Below are 20,064 nucleotides of genomic sequence, written 5' to 3'. Positions count from 1 at the left end.
TTCCAGTGTTTTCACATTTTCGGCGGCTCATGCCTGCCCGGCCAGCGTTTTCGCCAGCGCCAGCAGCGCTTCCGGGAAGTTGATCTGCGGCGCGGCGATGACCGCGTCCAGCAGGCCCCGCAGGACCCATGCCTGCCGTCCGCCCCGAATGTGCGCCGCCGTCAGCTCCGCACTGGTGACGGCGAGCTGGGCGGGAAGATAAGGCTCACGGGAGAGGCGCAGCGCCGCGTACAGTGCGGGCTGGCTGTTCCAGCGCGGGTCCGCCAGAGCCAGCGTGCGCGCGGCAGCGTCATAGTCCAGCGCCTCCGGCAGGCGGCTCAGCACACGCTTCAGCTGCTGCCGGTCCGCGGGCGGTGTTTTGCGGGCAGCAAGCACGTCCAGAGCAGCCATCAGCTCCGGCAGAGCGGCGTCCAGTTCCAGCGCGGCGCACAGCGATGCGTCCCGCACGGCGGATGTCCCGCACCGCCGCAGATACAGCCACCACCGCGCCATAGGCACGGCGGGCGCCTCCGCCAGGCCATGCAGACAGGGCGCGCGCTGCGGCAGCCCGAAAGATGCATACGCCCCTGCGGCGCACAAAACGCCCAGTGCCTCGGGTGCGCCGGAGAGCAAAAGCCGCTGTGCCGCTGCACCCGCCGCGCGCCCGGACAGGCTCCGCACGCCCGGCGCAGCCCCGGCCGCAGCCAGCAGCGTATCCGCCTCCAGCTCCAGTCCCTGCTCCGCTGCCAGCACGAACAGCTCCAGCACCCGCCGCGCATCCGCTGCATAGTAGGCCTCCGGGTCGTCCGCCGTGCAGCGGAGCACACCGTCCCATATCATATGCGCGCCTTCAAACGCTACATCCATCCGTATCCGCGCCCCTTTGCTTCCGGTTTTGTTTTTTCCAGTATACCAGAAAATGCCCTTTCCGGCCAAATTTACGGGAAATTGTTTATTTTACCATCAAATCAATATATAATGTTAAAAGAACAAGGCGTATTTTTACGAGGTGATAGATATGAACGCATTCGACAGCAAACTGCTGGACGGCAAAACCAAGCTGCACTTTGTGGGCATTGGCGGCAGCGGCATGTTCCCGCTGGTGCAGATCCTGCATGAAGTGGGCTATGAGATCACAGGCTCGGACGTGAACGAGGGCGATATCATCGACCGCGAGCGCAAGCTGGGCATCCCGATCTCCATGGGACACAAGGCCGAAAACGTGCACGGAGCCGAGCTGGTGGTGTATACCGCCGCCATCATGAGGGGCAACCCGGAGATCGAAGAGGCCCACCGGCTGGGTATCCCCACCGTGGAGCGCAGCATCCTTCTGGGTTATGTGGCCAACACCTACCCCCATCCCATCTGCATCGCGGGCACACACGGAAAAACCACCACCACGGCTATGACAACGCAGATCATGGTGATGGCTCACGCGGACCCCGCCGCCGTCATCGGCGGCAAGCTGCCGCTCATCGACGCCTACGGCCGCTACGGCACAGGGCGCGAGATCGTGGTGGAGGCATGCGAATACAGCAACACCTTCCTGCATCTGGTGCCCTATATCTCGGTGCTCCTGAACGTGGACGCGGACCATCTGGAATTCTTCAAGACCATGGAGAACCTGGAGGAATCCTTCCGCAAATTCGCACTGCTCACCACGCACACCGTCATTGCCAACCTGGACGACGCCAATACCGTTAAGGTCATACACAATCTGGACCGCCACATCCGCACCATCGGCATCGACACGCCCGCGGATTACCGCGCCGTGCATGTGCGCGAATACCGCCCATCGTTCTTCTGCTTCGACGTGCAGGTACTGGGTGTGCCCGCAGTGCACATTGAACTTTCGGTGCCCGGACGCCACAATGTGTACAATGCGCTGGCCGCTTTCGCATGCGCCACGATGTCCGGCTGCACGGCCGACGAGTGCGCCCGGGGCATCAACGCATTCCGGGGCGCCGGCCGCCGCTTTGAGTTTCTGGGAGAGGTAAACGGCGTGACCATCGCCGACGACTACGCCCATCACCCCACCGAGTTGGAGGCCACGCTGCGCGCCGCCAAGGAAATGGACTACAAACGCGTGTGGGCCGTGTTCCAGCCCTTCACCTACACCCGCACGCAGATGCTGCTGGACGATTTTGCCCGGGTGCTGCAGATCGCGGACAAAGTGGTGATGACGGAGATCATGGGCAGCCGGGAACGCGCGGAGGATTACGCCGTCCGAACGAAGGACCTTGCCGCCAAGGTCCCCGGCAGCGTGTGGTACGACACCTTTGACGAGGTCGTGGACCATGTGATGAAAAACGCCCGGCCGGGCGACCTTGTCATCACGCTGGGCTGCGGCGATATCTATAAAGCCGCAAAAAAGATGGTCGCCTGGGAAGCGTAAGGCGCACCCCGCGAAAAAGCCCGGCCCCCGCAGCGGGGCCGGGCTTTGCAGTTTTGCACACGGAAAAGCGGCGCCCGGCATGCAGCATGCCGGGCGCCGCTTTGTTCTGTCTGAAAGGTCCAGGGCAATACCGCACAATTCTAAGTGCCGAATTGCGCCGGCAGATTTTTTGGCAATTTAAACAAAAAACGCAGCGAATACTTTGTGTATTCACGAGGTTTTTTGTGACAGCTGCCGGAAAATATGCAAGCGGGGCGGCACTTAAGGCGACAGCCATGAATTGTGCGGTGCTGCCCTAGAACGTCTCCAGCCCGAAGCTGATTTCCAGCGCCTCGTCCACACGGCGCTGCACGTCGGGGTCTATCTGCCCCGCCCGCTCCCGCAGACGGCGCTTGTCCAACGTGCGCACCTGTTCCAGCAGGACTACGCTGTCCCGCGTGAGGCCCCCGGTGCCCGCCTTGATGCCAATGTGGGTGGGCAGGTTCGTCTTATCCTGCTTGGACGTGATAGCCGCCGCGATCACCGTGGGGCTGTGGCGGTTGCCCACGTCGTTCTGCACGATAAGTACGGGGCGCACGCCGCCTTGCTCGCTGCCAACGACAGGGCTCAGGTCGGCGTAAAATACCTCGCCGCGCTTTACTTCCTTGTGCTCCAATCAAAAACCTCCCTGCGTGAAAAACTTCCTGCTTGCCGGCAAGAATAGCTTTCCCGCGCCGGGAGGCGCTTAATCACATGCGCCAAAACACGGCACATTGTTCCGTTTTTCGCCGCGCTTACAGCACCGTCTGGCCATTCACCACCAGCCGGAAGGAAAGGCCCAGCTTTTCAGCGGCCTTGCGGCACAGCAGCATGCGCTCGAGGAATATTTCAAAATAGTCGATGACGGGCGACATACCGGTGTCCAGCTGCAGGTCCAGCACTACGGCCTTTCCGGCGGCGTCCAGCGTGGTGCTGGCCTTTTCCACCGCGTAGTTCACACGGTCGTGGATGTCAAAGGTGGCCTTGTCCCGGTTGCGCACGCGGGTGCGGCGCACGTCCGTTTTGTCAGCCAAAATCAGCGCGGCGGCCACAGCGTTCACGGGGAAGGCCGTGCTTTCGTCGTGGTTGCCGATGGCCGAGCACACGGTTGCGATCTCATCCGCGGGCATGCCCAGCTTGTCCAGAATACGGAACGCCATCACCGCGCCGCTCTGGGCGTGGTCGATGCGGTTAATGACGTTGCCGATGTCGTGCATATACCCGGCGATCCACGCCAGCTCCTGCATGCGCCGGGGATAGCCCAGGTCGGCCATGATCTTTTCGGCAAAATGCGCAACGCGCGTCACGTGTGCGTAGCTGTGCTCGGTATAGCCCAGCGCGGCCAGCGCTTCGTCTGCCTTTTCAATGTAAGTGCGGATCTGTTCGTTTTGTTTGATCTCGGTTGGTGTTATCATGCTTTGTTGCTCCCATTTTTCAAATCACAGGCGGCGCGCCATTCCAGCGCGTCGCGCTCCAGCGCCCCAACAAAGGCGTCCTTGCCGTCGCAGTAGCCGTCGATGTCATAAGGGAACCGGGCCGCCAGTTCCAGCTTGAGCGCGCCGTAAGCCGCCGCGCGGGCGGGATGGGCGCGCAGATAATCCCGCACGGCCAAGTGCCGCGCAATGGCGTGCACATCGTCCGAGGCAAAAATATGCATCTGATGCGTCCGTTCATCGCCGCCCTTGCGCAGATACCTGCGTTCCGGAATGCCGAACTCGCCCAAATATTCGTAGCCCAACGCCTCGAAATCCGCGCGGCATTCATCGGTCTCCGTGACGGCCCGCACCACCGGCATAATGTCGATGATGGGCTTTGCAGCCAGCCCGGGCACCGCCGTGCTGCCGATGTGATGGATGGCCGTGAGCCGCTGTCCCAGCACCCCCGCGATGGCCTGCGCCTCCGCTTCATAAAGGCCAGGCTGGGTCGTAAGGCACTACCGTAATGTGCTGCATTCCGGTTCCTCCTTCAGGGAGGCCGATGCCTCGCGCCGCTCCAGCACCACAAAGGCCGCGGCGGCGCCGCCCTCGTGGGTCAGCGAAAGATGCGCCGTCAGGCCGCGCGCCTGCATCAGCGCCGCCGCCCGGCCTGAAAAGGAAAAATACGGCGCGCCGTTTTCATCCCGCAGCGCCTCGGCCTCGCACAGTGCGAACTCCCGCAAAAGCCCTGTGCCAAGTGCCTTGCCAAAGGCTTCCTTTGCGGCAAAATTGGCCGCCGCCGTCTGCGGGCGCATGCCCCGGCCCTCCAGCAAAGCGCGCTCCGCAGGGCCGTATACCTTTTCCAGAAAGCCCGGCCGCTTGATGCTTCGCGCAACGCGCGCCTCGCTTACCATGTCCACGCCGATGCCCATGATCATCCGCCGCTCCCCCTCGTTTCCCTTCCACACTGCGCTCTAGTTTCAGTATATCCCATCCGCGTGCAAAAAGGAAGCGGAGGAATGTAAAATCCGTCGCTGCAAAATGCAAAAAAGGAAAAGAGATGCCCGGGGAAAAGCTATGTAAAGTTCTGTTGCTTTACAGAAAACACAGCCCCGGCAAACGCCTTTTTGCACCGCGCCCTTTCCTTTTATTTTCTTTTATCATATACCATTCCGCCGCTCCGCCATTTCCCCCGCGTCCGGCGTCCTTCTGCCAAAAAAGCCTTGCAATCCGGCGCAAAGGCTTGTATAATAAATGCGTCAAACATGTTGACTGAGAGAGTACGCGCGAGGTTCCGTCCTCCTGCAGAGAGGGGCGCCGCAGGCTGCAAGCGCCCGGGGATGGTTTCGCGCCGAAGTTCACTCACGAGTGGCTTTGCTGAAGGCTGCGGCTGGTAGGCAGAGACGGGTGTTCCCGTTACAGAACAACAGAGTGTTTGCTCTTGTACAATCGTACGGCAAAAACGTGGGTGGTACCGCGGAGTTTACGAACAGGTAAGCTTCGTCCCTGTCAAAGCGCAGGGGCGGGGCTTTTTCTTTTTCCGCTTCGTCCCGCAAAACATACAAAGGAGAGAACGGTATGAAGGAAGCATTGCAAAACATCCGGCAAAGCGCGGACGCGCTGATTGCCCAGGCGGCCGACGCCGCCGCCGTGGACGAACTGCGCGTGCGCTTTCTGGGCAAGAAGGGCGAGCTGACGGCCATTTTAAAGCAGATGGGCCGGCTTTCCGCCGAAGAACGGCCCGTCGTCGGCGCGCTGGCCAACGAGGTGCGCGAGGCCATCACAGCCGATATCGCGCGCCGCACCAAAGAGCTGGAAAGCGCGGCGCTCGCCGCGCGCCTGGCCGCTGAGGAAATCGACGTAACGCTGCCGGGCAAAGCGCCCGCGCAGGGCAAGCGCCACCCTTTCGAGCAGGTGCTGGGCGAGCTGAAGGAAATTTTTCTGGGCATGGGCTTCGACATCGTTTCCGGCCCCGAGGTGGAGCTGGACCACTACAATTTTGAAATGCTCAATATGCCCAAGAGCCACCCGGCCCGGGACACCCAGGATACGTTCTATTTCACCGAAAACGTGCTGCTGCGCACGCAGACCAGCCCCATGCAGATTCGCACGATGGAAAAGCAGAAGCCGCCCATCCGCATCATCTGCCCGGGCCGCGTTTACCGCTCCGACGCGGTGGACGCCACACACAGCCCCATTTTCCACCAGTGCGAAGGCCTTGTGGTGGATAAGGGCGTGACGTTCAGCGATTTGAAAGGCACGCTGGAGCTTTTCATCAAAAAGCTGTACGGCGAAGAAACGCGCGTGCGCTTCCGCCCGCACCACTTCCCCTACACCGAGCCGTCCGCCGAAATGGACATGAGCTGTTTTAAGTGCGGCGGTAAGGGCTGCAGCATGTGCAAGGGCGAGGGCTGGATCGAGATCCTCGGCTGCGGCATGGTGCACCCGCAGGTGCTGGAAAACTGCGGCATCGACCCCGAGGTGTATTCCGGCTTCGCCTTCGGCGTGGGGCTGGAGCGCATCGCCATGATGCGCTACGGCATCGACGATATGCGCCTGCTGTACGAAAACGACCTGCGTTTTCTCAAACAATTCTGAACAAAGGAGTGTATAGACCATGAAAATGCCGATGAACTGGGCGAAAGAGTTCGCCGAATTTGAATGCACTCCCCAGGAATTTGCCGACCGCATGACCATGAGCGGCAGCAAGGTGGAAACCTACGAGTGCGAGGCCGACGGCATAAAAAACGTCGTCGTGGGCAAAATTTTGGAGATCGTCCCCCATCCGGATTCCGACCATATGGTAGTGTGCCAGGTGGACGTGGGCCGCGATGCGCCGGTACAGATCGTCACAGGCGCAAACAACCTGAAGGTGGGCGACCTTGTGCCCGCCGCACTGCACGTGGCAAAGCTGCCCGGCGGCAAGGAGATCCGCAGGGGTAAGCTGCGCGGCGTGGAATCGGGCGGCATGCTGTGCAGCCTGTCCGAGCTGGGCCTTACTACACACGATTTTCCAAACGCCGTCGAGGACGGCATTCTGGTGCTGGACGAGGAATGGCCCGTGGGCACAGACGCTGTGAAGGCGCTTGGTATGGACGACGTGTGCGTGGATTTTGAGATCACGCCCAACCGGCCCGACTGTCTGGCCGTGCGCGGTCTGGCGCGGGAGGCCGCCGCTACCTTCGGCGTGCCCTTTCTGGACCACGAGCCGCAGGTAAAACCCGGCCACGGCGATGTGAACCGCTTTTTGAAGGTAGACATTGAAAACCCCGGACTGTGCTACCGTTATGTGGGCGCAGTGGTGGAAAACGTGCGCGTGAAGCCCAGCCCCCGCTGGATGCGCGAGCGCCTGCGCCTGTGCGGCGTGCGCCCCATCAACAACCTGGTGGACATCACCAACTATGTCATGCTGGAATACGGCCAGCCCATGCACTGCTTCGACTATAAATATGTAAACGGCGGGCACATTACCGTGCGCAACGCGAAGCCCGGCGAGGAAATTGAAACGCTGGACGGCGCAAACCGCACGCTGGGTGAGGAAATGCTCGTCATCGCCGACGAAAAAGGCCCCATCGCCGTGGCGGGTGTCATGGGCGGCGAGTTTTCCGGCGTGTATGACGACACTACCACCATCGTGTTCGAAAGCGCTATGTTCAACGGCCCCTCCGTGCGCACCACGGCCAAAAAGCTGGGCATGCGCACCGAGGCCAGCGGCCGCTATGAAAAAGGGCTGGACCCCAACGGCTGCCGCCGCTGCCTGGACCGTGCGCTGGAGCTGGTGCAGCTTCTGGACGCGGGCGACGTGGTGAACGGCGTGGTGGACGTCTGGGTGCACAAGCGCGAAGAACGCCGCATCCCCTTGCGCGTGGATGCGGTGAACCGCCTGCTGGGCACGCAGCTGGACAAAGCGCAGATGGTAAATATCCTGCTGCCGCTGGGCTTCAGGATGGACGGCGACGATATTATCATCCCTTCCAGCCGCTGGGATATGGAGCGGGACTGCGACGTGGCCGAAGAGGTTGCCCGTTTTGTGGGCTACAACAAAATGCCCAGCACGGCCATCCGGGGCGTGGCCAGCGCCCGCCCCACCGAGCGCCAGACCTTCCATGAAACGCTGATGAACGCGCTGGTGGGCTACGGCATGTACGAGATCGAAACCTTCAGCTTTTACAGCCGAAAGGCCTTCGACGCCGTCAATCTGCCGGAAAACGACCCGCTGCGCAACGCGCTGGTCATCTCGAACCCTCTGGGCGAGGACACCAGCATCATGCGCACCACGGCGCTGCCCAGCATGATGGATGTAATCGCGCGCAACTGCAACGCCCGCGCCGCCGAGTGCGCGCTGTTTGAGGACACCACCACCTATACCCCCAACGCCGACCCGGACCAGCTCCCCACCGAGACGGAAACCCTGATGCTGGGCGCCTACGGCGCGGGCTGGGATTATCTCGGCCTGAAGGGCGTGGTGGAAAAGCTGCTGGAAACGGCCCGCGTTGCAGACGCGCGCTTTGCGCGCAACACGGCGGGCACATCGTATCATCCGGGCCGCTGCGCGGATATCTGGCTGGGCGAAGATAAGCTGGGAACCATTGGCGAGGTACACCCCGCCGTGCTGGCCAACTACGGCGTAAAGCCGCGCGTTGTGGCCGCCGAGCTGCGCATGGACGTTCTGTTCGCTCACCGCGGCGGCACCCCCGCGTTCAAGCAGCTGCCCAAGCACCCGGCCATTACCCGTGACCTTGCGCTGGTGGCGGACGACGCCGTGCCCGCGGCAGACATCGCGTCGCGCATCCGTAAGGCTGCCGGAAAAGCGCTGGAAAGCCTGACGCTGTTCGACGTATACACCGGCGAGCATATGGCTCCGGGCAAAAAGAGTCTGGCGTACAGTCTGGTTCTGCGCGCGGCGGACCGCACGCTCACCGACGAAGAAGCCGAAAACGCCGTGAAAAAGGTACTGGCGAACCTGGCGGAAATCGGCGTGGAGCTGCGCAGCTGAAAATGGGGTTCGAACCGGAATGGGGCTGCCGGTAAGCCCGGCGCCAATGCTTCTCAGGCGCTGCTTTGCCGGCAGCCCCCAATACCGATTGCGGCGTTTTTGCCCCAAATGCTTGCATCGGCGGCTCTTTTAGGCTACAATATAGATTGATACCGAACGCTTTTGTAGGAGGGAATGAGAGTATGAGCGAACCGACCACCATCTTCTCCATTTACGATGATAAGGACCGCGAGATCCGCGCCGTGCTGACGGAGGTTTACCGCGCCCTGAAGGAGAAAGGCTACAACCCCATCAACCAGCTTGTGGGGTACATCCTCTCGGAAGATCCCACCTATATCACTACTTATCAGGGCGCCCGCTCCCTGATCCGCAAGATCGACCGCGACGATCTGCTGCAGGCGCTGCTGAAAAGTTACCTCGGCGAATAATCTTAAAAGGAGACCCGTTTCATGGCTTTTACACCCAAACTCACATATAAGGGCCGTCCGCTGGTGCGCTGCAAAAACGACATCTATTACGGCAGCCTGTCGGACCCGTACGTCATCTTCATGCAGGTGCTCACCAGCAAGGAAGAAAACGGCGTGCAGGTGGCGGACCGCATCCACGTTACGCTGCTGTCCACCGACACCACCAAAAGCCCCATCGAGCGCATGAAGAAGCAGAGCGATAAAAACGGCCTGTGGAGCGCGCTGGAGATCGGCACCATCTGGTTGGAGAAATCCCTGCTGGACGCGAAAAAGGAAGAGAAAAAATAATCGGCGAAGCCGGGCGGGGAAAGACTCCGCTCGGCTTTTTTGTGTACAAAAAAGCCCCGGCGCAAAAGCGCCGGGGCTTTGGTTGCTGTTATTGCTCTGTACTGCTTAGTTCAGGATGGCCAGTTCGGTCTCCGGGTCGAACAGGTGCAGCTTCTTGGTGTTGATGGCGACCTTCACATCGGTGCCATTCTTCGCGCTGCTGCCCGGGTTCACGCGGGCCGTCATCTTGTAATCCTTGTACTCCAGGTACAGGTAGATCTCAGAGCCCATCAGCTCGGAAACTTCCACATGCGCGGTGATGGTGGCGTCCTTGTGCTTCTCCATGAACTCCTCGTCGTCCTTGATGTCCTCCGGACGGATACCGGCCTTGATCGCCTTGCCGACATAAGCATCCAGCGCGAAAGTAACCTTCTCCGGAGCGATGAGCAGCTTGTCGCCGCCCAGGTCAACATAGTAGTTGGAGCCTTCCTTCACCAGAGTAGCGTCCAGGAAGTTCATCTGCGGGCTGCCGATGAAGCCGCCGACGAACATATTGCACGGATAATCGTACAGGTTCTGCGGAGTGTCCACCTGCTGGATCAGGCCGTCCTTCATAACCACGATGCGGTCGCCCATGGTCATAGCCTCGGTCTGGTCATGCGTAACGTAGATGAACGTGGTGCCCAGCTTCTGGTGCAGCTTGATGATCTCGGTGCGCATCGAGGTACGCAGCTTGGCGTCCAAGTTGGAAAGGGGCTCGTCGAGCAGGAACACGGCCGGGTTACGCACCATGGCGCGGCCCAGGGCAACACGCTGGCGCTGGCCGCCGGACAAAGCCTTCGGCTTGCGGTCGAGCAGATGCTCGATGTCTAGCACGCGGGCGGCTTCACGCACGCGCTTGTCGATTTCGTCCTTCGGGGTCTTGCGCAGCTCAAGGCCGAAAGCCATGTTCTTGTAAACCGTCATGTGCGGATACAGAGCATAGTTCTGGAACACCATCGCGATATCGCGGTCCTTCGGGGGAACGTCATTCACCAGGCGGTCACCGATGTACAACTCGCCCTTGGAGATCTCCTCCAGGCCGGCGATCATGCGCAGCGTGGTGGATTTACCGCAGCCGGAAGGGCCGACGAGAATGATAAACTCTTTGTCTTCGATCTCAAGGTTGAAATCGGAAACGGCGGTCACGTCGCCCGGATAAATCTTGTAGATGCCTTTCAAGCTAATGCTTGCCATAAGAATCAGCCTCCGTATTCTTCTATAATTTTGGATTTTGTTGATATCCTTGACGGTTGGTTCCGTCTTTAATATAATAATATCAGCTGGAAACGCTGTTTTAAATAGTAAAATATTGATACGGAGTGGATATTGTTGATATTTGACGAAAGCGCCGTCTGCACGCCGGTGTTCTGCCGGGAGGTCACAGGCGAAACGCCTGTGCTGCTGCCCGCCGCGCCTTTTACGGTGGTGCTGGCCAGCAGCGGGCGCGCGGCCGCTTCCGCGGACAGCGAGCCCGTGCTTCTGGCGGCGGGCGGGCTGTTCCTTGCGGGAGGCGTGGCTGTTGAGGTAACGCCCGTGACCGGCTGCCACGTGTTGGCGGCTGGTTTTTCCGGCACAGCTGCACAGGCCGCAGCCGCGGGCCTGCCCGCCCCGCTTGCCAGCGACTGCAGCGCCTGCCCCATGGCCGCCCAGCTGCTGGGCGAGCTTGCCGCCGCCATGGAACGCGGCGGCGCGGCCGGGCTTTCCGCGCTGTGCTACCATATTCTGTGCGAACTTGCCGCCGCCGACGCGGCCGTTCCCCGGCTTTCGCCGCTGGTGGCGGATGCGGTGCTGGCCATCCGCCAGAATTATGCAGGCCTGTACGGCGTGGAGGAGCTGAGCGCCCAGCTGGGCGTGAGCAAAAGCCATCTGGTGCGGGTGTTTTCGGCTGAAATGGGCGTGGGGCCGGGGCAGTATTTGACGGGTGTCCGGCTGGACGCCGCCAAGGCGCTTTTGGCCCGGCGGGATTACCCGCTGGAAGTAGTGGCCACGCTGTGCGGCTTTTCGGGCGCGAACTACCTGTGCAAGGTGTTCAAAAAGCACACCGGGCAAACGCCCGCCGCTTTCCGCGCGCAGAACGCGGGCGCGGCGCGCGGAGGCGCGGTGAACGAGCTGGAAAGCGCGCTGTACATTTGAGAGGGCCGCATTTTGCAGCGCCGCGCACGTTTGTGCAAAATTAAAGGCTTTTTACGCCTTTTAACCCCACGCAAAAAACGCTATGATTAAAAGTAAAGAAGCCTTTAAAATAAAGAAAAAGGAGCGACTTCCATGAAAGTTATCGTAACGAACAGCTATGACGAGACCTGCGCGGTCATCGCCAATATGATCAAGGAACTTGTAAACGCCAAGCCCGATGCCAAGCTCGGCCTTGCCACGGGCGGTACGCCGGTGCCCATTTACAAAAAGCTCATTGAGATGAATAAGGCCGGCGAGGTGGATTTCTCCCGCGTGCACACCGTGAACCTGGATGAATACTGCGGTATCCCCGGCACGCATGACCAGAGCTACCGCTATTTCATGGACACCAATCTGTTCGACCACATCAACATTGATAAAAAGAACACCTTTGTAGCCAGCGGCATGGGCGATTTCGAGGCCAATGCCCGCGAGCTGGAGGAAAAGGTGCGTGAGGGCGGCGCGGCGGATCTGCAGCTGCTGGGCATCGGCAACAACGGCCACATCGCATTCAACGAGGCCAGCGACCACCTCATCGCCGTGGCCCACACCGAAAAGCTGACCGAGAGCACCATCAACGCCAACGCCCGCTTCTTTGAGAAAAAAGAGGACGTGCCCACCATGGCCATCACCATGGGCATGGGCGATATCCTCGCCGCGAAAAAGGTCGTTCTGGCCGCTACGGGCCTTGCCAAGGTCCCGGCCATCAAGGGGCTGATCATGGACGACGTCATCACCACGCAAAACCCCTCCACGATGCTGAAGATGCACGAGGACGCCGTCGTCGTCATCGACAGGGAGCTGGCCGACGCCGTGGGCTACAGAGCCTGACGCCAACAGCTGAAAAACGCCGTTGCAGCGGCCCGCCGCCGGGAAACCGGAGCGGGCCGCTGTGTTTTTCACAGCAGAAAAACCGCCCTGCCGCCGCTGCGTTCGCCGCGCGAAAACGCGTGGCCTCTTACTCTCTCCGCAAATATCTTGTTCCGCCTCTTTTGAGGCCTGTCGCAAAGGCGCACTCAAGATTGACTTTTATCTCTATTCCGGATAAAGTTAAGGTAATAAACGTCCAATGAGGTGTAATATGTTTGGCCTTTACATCCATATCCCCTATTGCCGTTCCAAATGCCGTTACTGCGACTTCTATTCCACCCCATGCCCGGACGGTGTACCCGAGGCGTACATTGACGCCCTGTGCCGGGAAATGGACCGTTTTTCGCCTTGCGGCTCCACGCCGCTGCGCCCCGACACGCTCTATTTCGGCGGCGGCACGCCCTCGCTGCTGACGCCCGCGCAGGCGGCCCGTCTCATCCGCGCCGCCGGGCCGGTGCCCGGTGCGGAGATCACGCTCGAAGCCAACCCCGAGACCGTCACGCCCGAGCGATTGGCCGCGTTCCGCCGGGCCGGTGTGAACCGCCTTTCGCTGGGCATACAGACGGCGCGGGACGACAGCCTGGCCCGCCTGGGCCGCCGCCATACCGCGGCGCAAAGCCGCCGCGCGCTGGGAATGGCCGTGCAGGCAGGGTTCACCGACATCAGCGGCGACCTGATGCTTGCGCTGCCCGCTTATACCATGGCCGAGCTGGACGAAACCATCGCCCTGCTGGCGGAGAGCGGCTGCACCCACATCAGCGGCTATCTGCTGAAGATCGAGCCGAACACGGTGTTCGGCAAGCGCCCGCCGGAAGCGCTGCCCGGCGACGACGCGGCTGCGGATTTTTATCTTGCCGCCGTGGAAAAGCTGGCGGCGCTGGGCTACGCGCAATACGAAATTTCCAATTTCGCCCGCCCCGGCTTTGAAAGCCGCCACAACCGGATCTATTGGGACTGCGGCGATTATCTTGGCCTTGGCCCCGCGGCGCACAGCTGCATGGGCGGCAAGCGCTTTGCCACGCCGGCGGGCACGGCCGCGTTCCTTGCCGCGCCCGCGGTGTACGAACCCCAGGGCGAATGCACCGCCGAAGATTACATCATGCTCCAGCTCCGTCTTTCCCGCGGGCTTTCATTGAGCGCGCTGCGCGCGCGGTACGGCGTATCCTTCTCCTCCGAAAAGCTCCGGTTCCTGCAAACGCTTGCGGAGCATGGACTGGCTGTTTTCGACGGCAGCGTCCTGCGCCTGACGCCCCGGGGAATGCTGGTTCAGAACAGCATCCTGTGCGAGCTTGTGTAAAGCTTTTTTACTGTCCGGTACACTTTCTTTCCATTTCAAAAAAACACCCGGCGCAGGCTCTGTGCCGGAGTGCCGGGCGTTCTTCTCTCCAGGTGTCCTATGATTTAACTTTTTTATAACTTTGCACAGCAAAGCTATAAAAAGCTCATTTTAATGGCCGCAGGCCGGGGACGGCCCGCATGGCCAAAAAACAGCCTGCGGCTATTTTTTATTTATTGCCGCGCAGAAGGCTTTTTCAATACTCCACGCCCTCCCGGGCCGCGGTGCGCGCGCCGTCGGCAAAGGGATGCTTGCGCGCCTCGATGACGCTCACATAATCCGCCAGGGCAATCAGCTCCTCCGGCGCACCGCGCCCGGTGAGCACCAGCTCCGTGTTCGGCGCTTTCTCCCGCACTGTGCGCAGCACATCCGCCAGAGACAGCATCCCGGCGTTCACCGCGCACAGCACCTCGTCCAGTACCACAAGGTCATACTCCGCCATGTGTGCCGCCGCACGGGCAAGCGTGTCCGCCTGGCGGGCGCGGCATTCCGCTTTTTCCTCTTCTGTCATCGTCCAGGTGAATTTTTCCCGTTCCACCGGGCAGTAAAACTCCACGCCAAGCGCAGCCAGGCTCTTTGCCTCGCCGGTTTTTGCACCCTTTAAAAATTCATAGAACGCGGCTTTTTTACCGTGGCCCGCGGCCCGGGTGCAAAGGCCCACGGCAGCCGTCGTCTTGCCTTTTCCGTCCCCGGTATAGATGTGTACCATGCCCATCATTTTCCCTCCTCTTCATCCAGATATCCAAACGGGATGATATCGCTCACTTCCACGATGCCGTCGCGCATCCACAGCTCCGGGCTGCACTGAAGCAGATAACCGCAGCCGCTGTCCGCCATCCAAAGCTCCGGCGCGCGGCGCGGCATGCCGCGCTGGGCCAGCATGCTCATGATGACGCCGCCGTGGGTGACGCACGCCGCTTCGGAGATATTGCTTTTCATCATAAATTCAAACATGCCCATCAGCACATCCGAACAGCGCTTGTGGAACTCCGCCGCAGGCTCCCCGCCCTCGGGCGTATAGTGCTGCGCCGGGTCCATCCACTGCTTGAAATGCGCATCCTGCACCAGCTCCGTCACCTTACGGCCCTCAAATTCGCCAAAGGCGTTTTCCCGCAGGTCCGCCAGGATGATCTTATCCTTTGCGTCCGGGAACAGCAGCTCCACAGTCTCCACCGCGCGGCGCATAGGGCTTGAAAACACCGTTTCTGCTTTGGGATACGGGAAGCGTGCGGCCAACGCGCGCAGCTGCGCCGCGCCCTGTGCGCACAGGGGCTGGTCCGTCCCGCTGCCCATATAAATGCCGTCCAGGTTGCCCTGCGTGACGCCGTGGCGCACAAGATACAGGCGGTAATTTTTCATAAAAGTTCCTCCTATCGGTCCGCTGCGGGAATTTCAGCGGTTTTAATTATTTTTCAGCCACATTTTTGGCCAAAATCTCCAGCCCGCCCACTATATTTAGGCACATGGGCGGCGTTGGGCCGAAGATATAGCAAACCCTGTCGGACCCGGCCGGGCCGTGGGGTTTTTTCGGAAATTTTTGTATTTACAAAATGTTTTTGCTGTACTATAATTTACAGTACGTAATTGTGTAAGGGGTATGCGGTAATGGTATCGGATTTCAGCAGGATCATCACGCTTCTGCGCAAAGAAAAGGGCGTGACGCAAAAGCAGGCCGCCGAAGATCTGGGCGTTTCCCAGGCGCTGCTGTCGCACTACGAAAAAGGCATCCGCGAATGCGGGCTTGAATTTGTGGTGCGCGTGGCTGATTATTACGGCGTTTCCTGCGATTACCTGCTGGGCCGCAGCGCGGACCGAAGCGGCCTCACCCTTTCGGTGGAGGATATCCCCAGCCCCGAAGGCGCAAAGGACGGCGTGTTCCGCGGCAGCGTACTGCCCACTTTCAACAAAAAGCTCATCTCCAACAGCCTGAATATCCTGTACGACAAGCTGAACGCCTGCCCGGACAAGGGCCTTGTGGGCGAGATCTCCGGTTATCTGATGCTGGCTGTGTATAAAATGTTCCGTCTGGTATATGGCGCGGGACCGAAAAACACCAGCAGCATGTTCGGCGTGAAGAAAAATCTGTACGGCGGCTATTCCGACGCCGCGATGCACATTGCGGAATCCAACGTTAAGGCCATTCTCGCGGGCGAGGACATCGGCCTGGGCGCGCCGCTGAAGGACACCAGCGCCTTTGCCATGACGACAGAAAGCCTTTCGCGGGATTATCCTCTGTATGCCACCAGCCTGCTGAACCTCATCAAGACGAGCGAGGCCCGCATCGAAAAGGAAAAATAAGCTTTTTTATCATAGCATGAATTTTCACAAAAGGAAAGCCGCCACTTTGTGGCGGCTTTTTACGCGCTGCTGGCTACACGGAAAACAGCCGGAATGCGTTGGACGCAGCTCCGGCAGCGGGGACGCCCCGCCTTTTATTTAAGGGCCGCGATCGCCTCACGGCATGCGCCGCAGATGTTCCGGCCCTGATACTGCGCGACGCCTTCGGCGCTGCCGCAGAAGATGCACGCAGGCTGGTACTTTTTGAGCACAATGCTGTCATTGTCCACATATACTTCCAGCGCGGCGTCCTTGTCGATATCCAGTACCCGGCGCAGCTCGATCGGCAGCACAATACGGCCCAGATTATCCACCGGACGTACGATTCCCGTAGATTTCAATTCTCCCACTTCCTTTTTCCGGCGGGTATCCCTCCCGCCGGATATCATTGATATTACTATACAGAATTTTACAGAATCTGTCAATATGTGGAATAAAAAGAATATTTTAACAATTTGTAAACTGATATACGCTAAAATACGGTTAAATTTGCAAAAAACCGACTTTTTTGTAGACTTTTGTCACTGTGCGGTCCGCAATGGCGGCAGCACGCCGCGCGCCCTCGGTGAGCACGCCGTCCAGATAAGCCTTGTCCGCCAGGATGCGTTTGTATTCGGCCTGGATGGGGGCGAAAGCATCCTTCACCACCTCGGCCACGGCCAGCTTGAACTCGCCGTAGCCCCTGCCCGCGAACTCCTTCTCAATGGCGGCATAATCGCGGCCCGTGAACACACTGTAAATGCTCATCAGATTTGTGACGCCGGGCTTGTCCCCGGCGGCGCGCACGCATCCGTCGGAGTCCGTTACGGCGCGCTTGAATTTGCGCACGATGGTATCCGCGTCGTCCAGCATCAGCACAAAGCCGTTGACGTTGGTGTCGCTTTTGCTCATTTTCTTCTCCGGCTCCTGCAGGCTCATGATTTTGGCTCCTGTTTTGGGGATGTAGCCGTCGGGCACCACGAAGGTGTCGCCGTATACGCCGTTGAACCTCTGGGCGACATTGCGCGCCAGCTCCAGATGCTGCTTCTGGTCGATGCCCACGGGTACGAGGTCGGCATTGTAGATGAGGATGTCAGCCGCCATGAGCACAGGATAGGTAAACAGGCCCGCGTTGATATCCTCCGGATGCCTGGCACTCTTTTCCTTAAACTGGTGCATACGCGTCAGCTCGCCGAAGGGCGTGCTGCAGGAGAGCACCCACGACAGCTCCGCATGAGCGGGCACATGGCTCTGTACGAACAGCACGCTCCTGTCCGGGTCGATGCCGCAAGCCAGCAGCAGCGCCGCAGCCTCCCGCGTCTGGCGGCGCAGGTCCGCCGGCGTTTGGCGCACGGTGATGGCGTGCATGTTGGCGATCATATAAATACAGTTATAATCGCTTTGCAGCGCGTCCCAGTTGCGCACCGCGCCCACATAATTGCCCAGCGTAAAAGTGCCGGTGGGCTGGATGCCGCTCAGGATGCGTTTTTTTTGTTCTTCCATTTCGGGTTCCCCCTGCTTTTTTACAATATATAAATTATTGTAGCACACCCTAAGCCTGAAAGCAATCGAGGCCGCCGGCAAAATCGCCAACCTCTGCGGGATGCCAAACGCTTTGTGCTGCGCGGCCGCTTTTTGGGGTCCCTCCGTTCTCCTTTCCGGCGCGCAAAAGGGCAATTTTGCGCTGTAGGGGTGTTTTCCCGGCGCGTGTCCGGGCTGCAAACGTTTTTTTAACAGGCCGGGCAATTGACAAACAGCCTGCTTGCGGCTAAACTTAATAAGGAATAAAAGCGCGGCGGAACGCCGTTTTTTCATGTCCGTCCGGCTGCGCCGGGCAAAATCCAAAAATTGAGGAGTACCAAAGCTATGGCATCGAATATCGTCCGTACCCGTTTCGCCCCCAGCCCCACGGGCTACATGCACGTAGGCAACCTGCGAACCGCCCTCTATGCGTTTTTAAAAGCCAAAAGCGCCGGCGGAACGTTTATTCTGCGCATCGAAGACACCGACCAGGAGCGTTATGTGGAGGGTGCGGTGGACATCATCTACAATACCCTGCGCGAAACGGGCCTCATCTGGGACGAGGGGCCGGACATCGGCGGCCCCGTCGGCCCCTATGTGCAGAGTGAACGCATGGGCATGTTCAAGGGCTATGCCGAGCAGCTTGTGAAAGAAGGCAAGGCTTATTACTGCTTCTGCGACAAGGAGCGTCTGGATGAAATGCGCCTGGTGCAGAAAGCCAGCGGCCAGGCTCCCCACTACGACGGCCACTGCCGCAGCCTTTCGCCCCAGGAGGTGCAGGCAAAGCTGGACGCCGGCCTTCCCTACGTCATCCGCCAGAAAATGCCCAAAACCGGCACCACCAGCTTTGAGGACGTGGTGTACGGCCACATCGAGGTGGACAACGCCACGCTGGATGACCAGATCCTCATCAAGACCGACGGCATGCCCACCTACAACTTCGCCAACGTGGTGGACGACCATCTGATGGGCATCACCCATGTCATCCGAGGCTCGGAATACCTTTCCAGCACGCCCAAATACAATCTGCTGTACAAGGATTTCGGCTGGGATATCCCCACCTATATTCACTGCCCGCCCGTGATGAAGGACGCGCAGAACAAGCTGTCCAAGCGCAACGGAGACGCAAGCTATCAGGACCTCGTCGCCAAAGGCTACCTGAAAGAAGCCGTGCTCAACTACATTCTGCTGCTGGGCTGGAGTCCCAAGGGCGAGCGCGAGATCTTCACGCTGCCAGAGATGATCGAGGTGTTCGACGAGAGCGGCATCGGCAAGGCTCCCGCCATTTTCGACCCCGCGAAGCTGCGCTATATCAATGCCGAATACATCCGCGCCATGAGCGAGGAGGCGTTTTTCGAAAAAGCCGAGCCGTATATCGACAGTGTCGTCAAGACGCCCTGCAACAAGGCCCTGCTGGCCCAGGTGCTGCACCAGAGGTGCGAGCTGATGAGCGATATCCCCGAGCAGATCGACTTTATCGACGAAATGCCCGAGTATGACCTTGCCATGTATACCAACAAGAAAATGAAGACCACCGCCGAGACCGCCAAGGAAGCGCTGGAAGCCATTCTGCCCGTACTGGAGGCCATTCCGGCCGACGGCTTCACCCGGGACGCGGTGCATGCTGCCCTGTTTGCTCTGATTGAGGAAAAAGGCGTGAAAAACGGCTTTATGCTGTGGCCTCTGCGTGTGGCGGTGTCTGGCAAGCAGTTCACCCCCGGCGGCGGCATCGAGCTGGCCGCTGTGCTGGGCAAGGAAAAAGCGGTCGCCCGTGTCAAAGCCGCCATCCAGCGCCTGTAAAGGCTATCTCCCTGTCACATCGGCAAAACGGAGGTAATTGTAAAAAATTACCAAATTTAACAAGTCCCCGGCATGAAGAGACAAAATCTTCTGCCGGGGACTTTTATAATTGTGGGTACCCTGCCATAGATATGCGGCCCGCGCGCGGTTTATGCCTTTCTTCGGGAAAGCGCCCCGCCCGGGCGGGAAAAGAAAGCGGGCAGATCCGGCGCACACCGTCCAACGCCGTGCCGGAAAAGCCCGGAAGGAAAGAATGGTGACCCACATGTCCGTCAAACTCCGTGAAAGGCCCGTGGTGCGAAAGGCGATGCGCACGGGCGTGCCCCAACGCCTTCTGCCTCTTGCGTTCCAGCTTTGCGCCGCATTGCTGGGCTGGCTGGGCGCCGGCGCGCCGCTGCTGGGCGGCCTGCGCCCTCTGGGGCTCTGCTTCGCGGCGGCTGTGCCCACACCCTACGCGGTGTGCGCCGCCG

The 20,064-nt window shown here is 60.0% G+C and carries 21 protein-coding genes and 1 other annotated feature; of the genes, 11 read left to right on the top strand and 10 right to left on the bottom strand.

Going from position 1 to position 20,064, the window contains the following annotated elements:
• Positions 1 to 27 precede the first annotated feature (27 nt).
• Positions 28 to 846: a hypothetical protein gene (locus IIY41_RS00230; protein WP_287399095.1), complete on the bottom strand. Its 819-nt coding sequence runs from the start codon at positions 844 to 846 to the stop codon at positions 28 to 30.
• A 151-nt stretch (positions 847 to 997) separates the two neighbouring features.
• Here IIY41_RS00230 and murC point away from each other — a divergent pair, with 151 nt between their 5' ends.
• Complete coding sequence (gene murC / locus IIY41_RS00225; RefSeq protein WP_205488566.1) at positions 998 to 2,374, top strand: UDP-N-acetylmuramate--L-alanine ligase; 1,377 nt, start codon at positions 998 to 1,000, stop codon at positions 2,372 to 2,374.
• Between the two features lie 295 nt (positions 2,375 to 2,669).
• Here the strand turns inward: murC and IIY41_RS00220 are convergent, their stop codons facing one another.
• The 4 genes from IIY41_RS00220 to acpS form a co-directional block, all read right to left on the bottom strand.
• Positions 2,670 to 3,029 (bottom strand): type II toxin-antitoxin system PemK/MazF family toxin, encoded by a 360-nt coding sequence (locus IIY41_RS00220; RefSeq protein WP_009322080.1) that lies wholly within the window; start codon positions 3,027 to 3,029, stop codon positions 2,670 to 2,672.
• Positions 3,030 to 3,147: 118 nt separating this feature from the next.
• Positions 3,148 to 3,807, bottom strand: a complete 660-nt coding sequence (locus IIY41_RS00215; protein ID WP_009322079.1) for an HD domain-containing protein — start codon at positions 3,805 to 3,807, stop codon at positions 3,148 to 3,150.
• Positions 3,804 to 4,271: a GrpB family protein gene (locus IIY41_RS00210; RefSeq protein ID WP_502709809.1), complete on the bottom strand. Its 468-nt coding sequence runs from the start codon at positions 4,269 to 4,271 to the stop codon at positions 3,804 to 3,806. Before IIY41_RS00210 ends, IIY41_RS00215 begins: the two co-directional genes overlap by 4 nt.
• Positions 4,272 to 4,325: 54 nt before the next feature.
• Positions 4,326 to 4,745 (bottom strand): holo-ACP synthase, encoded by a 420-nt coding sequence (gene acpS / locus IIY41_RS00205; protein WP_205486116.1) that lies wholly within the window; start codon positions 4,743 to 4,745, stop codon positions 4,326 to 4,328.
• 321 nt (positions 4,746 to 5,066) lie between these two features.
• Positions 5,067 to 5,318, top strand: a binding site (T-box leader).
• 67 nt (positions 5,319 to 5,385) lie between these two features.
• Between acpS and pheS the strand changes: the two genes are divergently transcribed.
• The 4 genes from pheS to IIY41_RS00185 all read left to right on the top strand — a co-directional run bounded on the left by pheS (position 5,386) and on the right by IIY41_RS00185 (position 9,558).
• Complete coding sequence (pheS, locus tag IIY41_RS00200) at positions 5,386 to 6,405, top strand: phenylalanine--tRNA ligase subunit alpha (protein ID WP_009322076.1); 1,020 nt, start codon at positions 5,386 to 5,388, stop codon at positions 6,403 to 6,405.
• A 19-nt stretch (positions 6,406 to 6,424) separates the two neighbouring features.
• Positions 6,425 to 8,803 carry a phenylalanine--tRNA ligase subunit beta gene (gene pheT / locus IIY41_RS00195; RefSeq protein ID WP_287399092.1) on the top strand — a complete coding sequence of 793 codons (2,379 nt, stop codon included), beginning with the start codon at positions 6,425 to 6,427 and terminating at the stop codon, positions 8,801 to 8,803.
• A gap of 182 nt (positions 8,804 to 8,985) precedes the next feature.
• Positions 8,986 to 9,231 (top strand): IreB family regulatory phosphoprotein, encoded by a 246-nt coding sequence (locus IIY41_RS00190; protein WP_009322074.1) that lies wholly within the window; start codon positions 8,986 to 8,988, stop codon positions 9,229 to 9,231.
• Between the two features lie 21 nt (positions 9,232 to 9,252).
• Positions 9,253 to 9,558, top strand: coding sequence for a hypothetical protein (locus tag IIY41_RS00185; RefSeq protein ID WP_009322073.1), 306 nt, complete (start codon positions 9,253 to 9,255; stop codon positions 9,556 to 9,558).
• Between the two features lie 105 nt (positions 9,559 to 9,663).
• Here IIY41_RS00185 and IIY41_RS00180 read toward each other — a convergent pair whose 3' ends face one another.
• The gene (locus IIY41_RS00180) at positions 9,664 to 10,773 is read right to left on the bottom strand and encodes an ABC transporter ATP-binding protein (protein WP_287399089.1); all 1,110 of its coding nucleotides are present in this window, start codon (positions 10,771 to 10,773) and stop codon (positions 9,664 to 9,666) included.
• Between the two features lie 135 nt (positions 10,774 to 10,908).
• Between IIY41_RS00180 and IIY41_RS00175 the strand changes: the two genes are divergently transcribed.
• The 3 genes from IIY41_RS00175 (at position 10,909) to hemW (ending at position 13,918) form a co-directional block, all read left to right on the top strand.
• Positions 10,909 to 11,712 carry a helix-turn-helix transcriptional regulator gene (locus tag IIY41_RS00175; protein WP_055079539.1) on the top strand — a complete coding sequence of 268 codons (804 nt, stop codon included), beginning with the start codon at positions 10,909 to 10,911 and terminating at the stop codon, positions 11,710 to 11,712.
• A 132-nt stretch (positions 11,713 to 11,844) separates the two neighbouring features.
• Positions 11,845 to 12,582: a glucosamine-6-phosphate deaminase gene (nagB, locus tag IIY41_RS00170; protein ID WP_055079538.1), complete on the top strand. Its 738-nt coding sequence runs from the start codon at positions 11,845 to 11,847 to the stop codon at positions 12,580 to 12,582.
• 250 nt (positions 12,583 to 12,832) lie between these two features.
• The gene (hemW, locus tag IIY41_RS00165) at positions 12,833 to 13,918 is read left to right on the top strand and encodes a radical SAM family heme chaperone HemW (protein WP_287399085.1); all 1,086 of its coding nucleotides are present in this window, start codon (positions 12,833 to 12,835) and stop codon (positions 13,916 to 13,918) included.
• Between the two features lie 235 nt (positions 13,919 to 14,153).
• Here the strand turns inward: hemW and IIY41_RS00160 are convergent, their stop codons facing one another.
• Both IIY41_RS00160 and IIY41_RS00155 read right to left on the bottom strand, forming a co-directional pair.
• Positions 14,154 to 14,675 carry a cob(I)yrinic acid a,c-diamide adenosyltransferase gene (locus tag IIY41_RS00160; RefSeq protein WP_058723377.1) on the bottom strand — a complete coding sequence of 174 codons (522 nt, stop codon included), beginning with the start codon at positions 14,673 to 14,675 and terminating at the stop codon, positions 14,154 to 14,156.
• Complete coding sequence (locus IIY41_RS00155) at positions 14,672 to 15,316, bottom strand: histidine phosphatase family protein (RefSeq protein WP_009322067.1); 645 nt, start codon at positions 15,314 to 15,316, stop codon at positions 14,672 to 14,674. The genes IIY41_RS00160 and IIY41_RS00155 overlap by 4 nt, the downstream gene beginning before the upstream one ends.
• Before the next feature lie 246 nt (positions 15,317 to 15,562).
• Here IIY41_RS00155 and IIY41_RS00150 point away from each other — a divergent pair, with 246 nt between their 5' ends.
• Positions 15,563 to 16,255, top strand: coding sequence for a helix-turn-helix domain-containing protein (locus IIY41_RS00150; RefSeq protein WP_009322066.1), 693 nt, complete (start codon positions 15,563 to 15,565; stop codon positions 16,253 to 16,255).
• Positions 16,256 to 16,389: 134 nt separating this feature from the next.
• Here IIY41_RS00150 and IIY41_RS00145 read toward each other — a convergent pair whose 3' ends face one another.
• Together IIY41_RS00145 and trpS are read right to left on the bottom strand one after the other, a co-directional pair.
• On the bottom strand, positions 16,390 to 16,635 hold the full coding sequence (locus IIY41_RS00145; protein ID WP_009322065.1) for an AbrB/MazE/SpoVT family DNA-binding domain-containing protein: 246 nt from the start codon (positions 16,633 to 16,635) through the stop codon (positions 16,390 to 16,392).
• 142 nt (positions 16,636 to 16,777) lie between these two features.
• On the bottom strand, positions 16,778 to 17,776 hold the full coding sequence (gene trpS / locus IIY41_RS00140; protein WP_134107598.1) for a tryptophan--tRNA ligase: 999 nt from the start codon (positions 17,774 to 17,776) through the stop codon (positions 16,778 to 16,780).
• Between the two features lie 363 nt (positions 17,777 to 18,139).
• Between trpS and gltX the strand changes: the two genes are divergently transcribed.
• On the top strand, positions 18,140 to 19,594 hold the full coding sequence (gltX, locus tag IIY41_RS00135) for a glutamate--tRNA ligase (RefSeq protein ID WP_009322063.1): 1,455 nt from the start codon (positions 18,140 to 18,142) through the stop codon (positions 19,592 to 19,594).
• A gap of 265 nt (positions 19,595 to 19,859) precedes the next feature.
• A partial coding sequence (locus tag IIY41_RS00130; protein ID WP_287399077.1) for a hypothetical protein occupies positions 19,860 to 20,064 on the top strand: 205 nt, incomplete at its 3' end.

This window comes from Ruthenibacterium sp. (assembly GCF_017421385.1).
In the GTDB taxonomy this organism is placed as follows: domain Bacteria; phylum Bacillota; class Clostridia; order Oscillospirales; family Ruminococcaceae; genus Ruthenibacterium; species Ruthenibacterium lactatiformans.
Note: the sequence above shows the minus strand (reverse complement) of the source record. Positions and strands in the feature narration are given on the sequence as shown.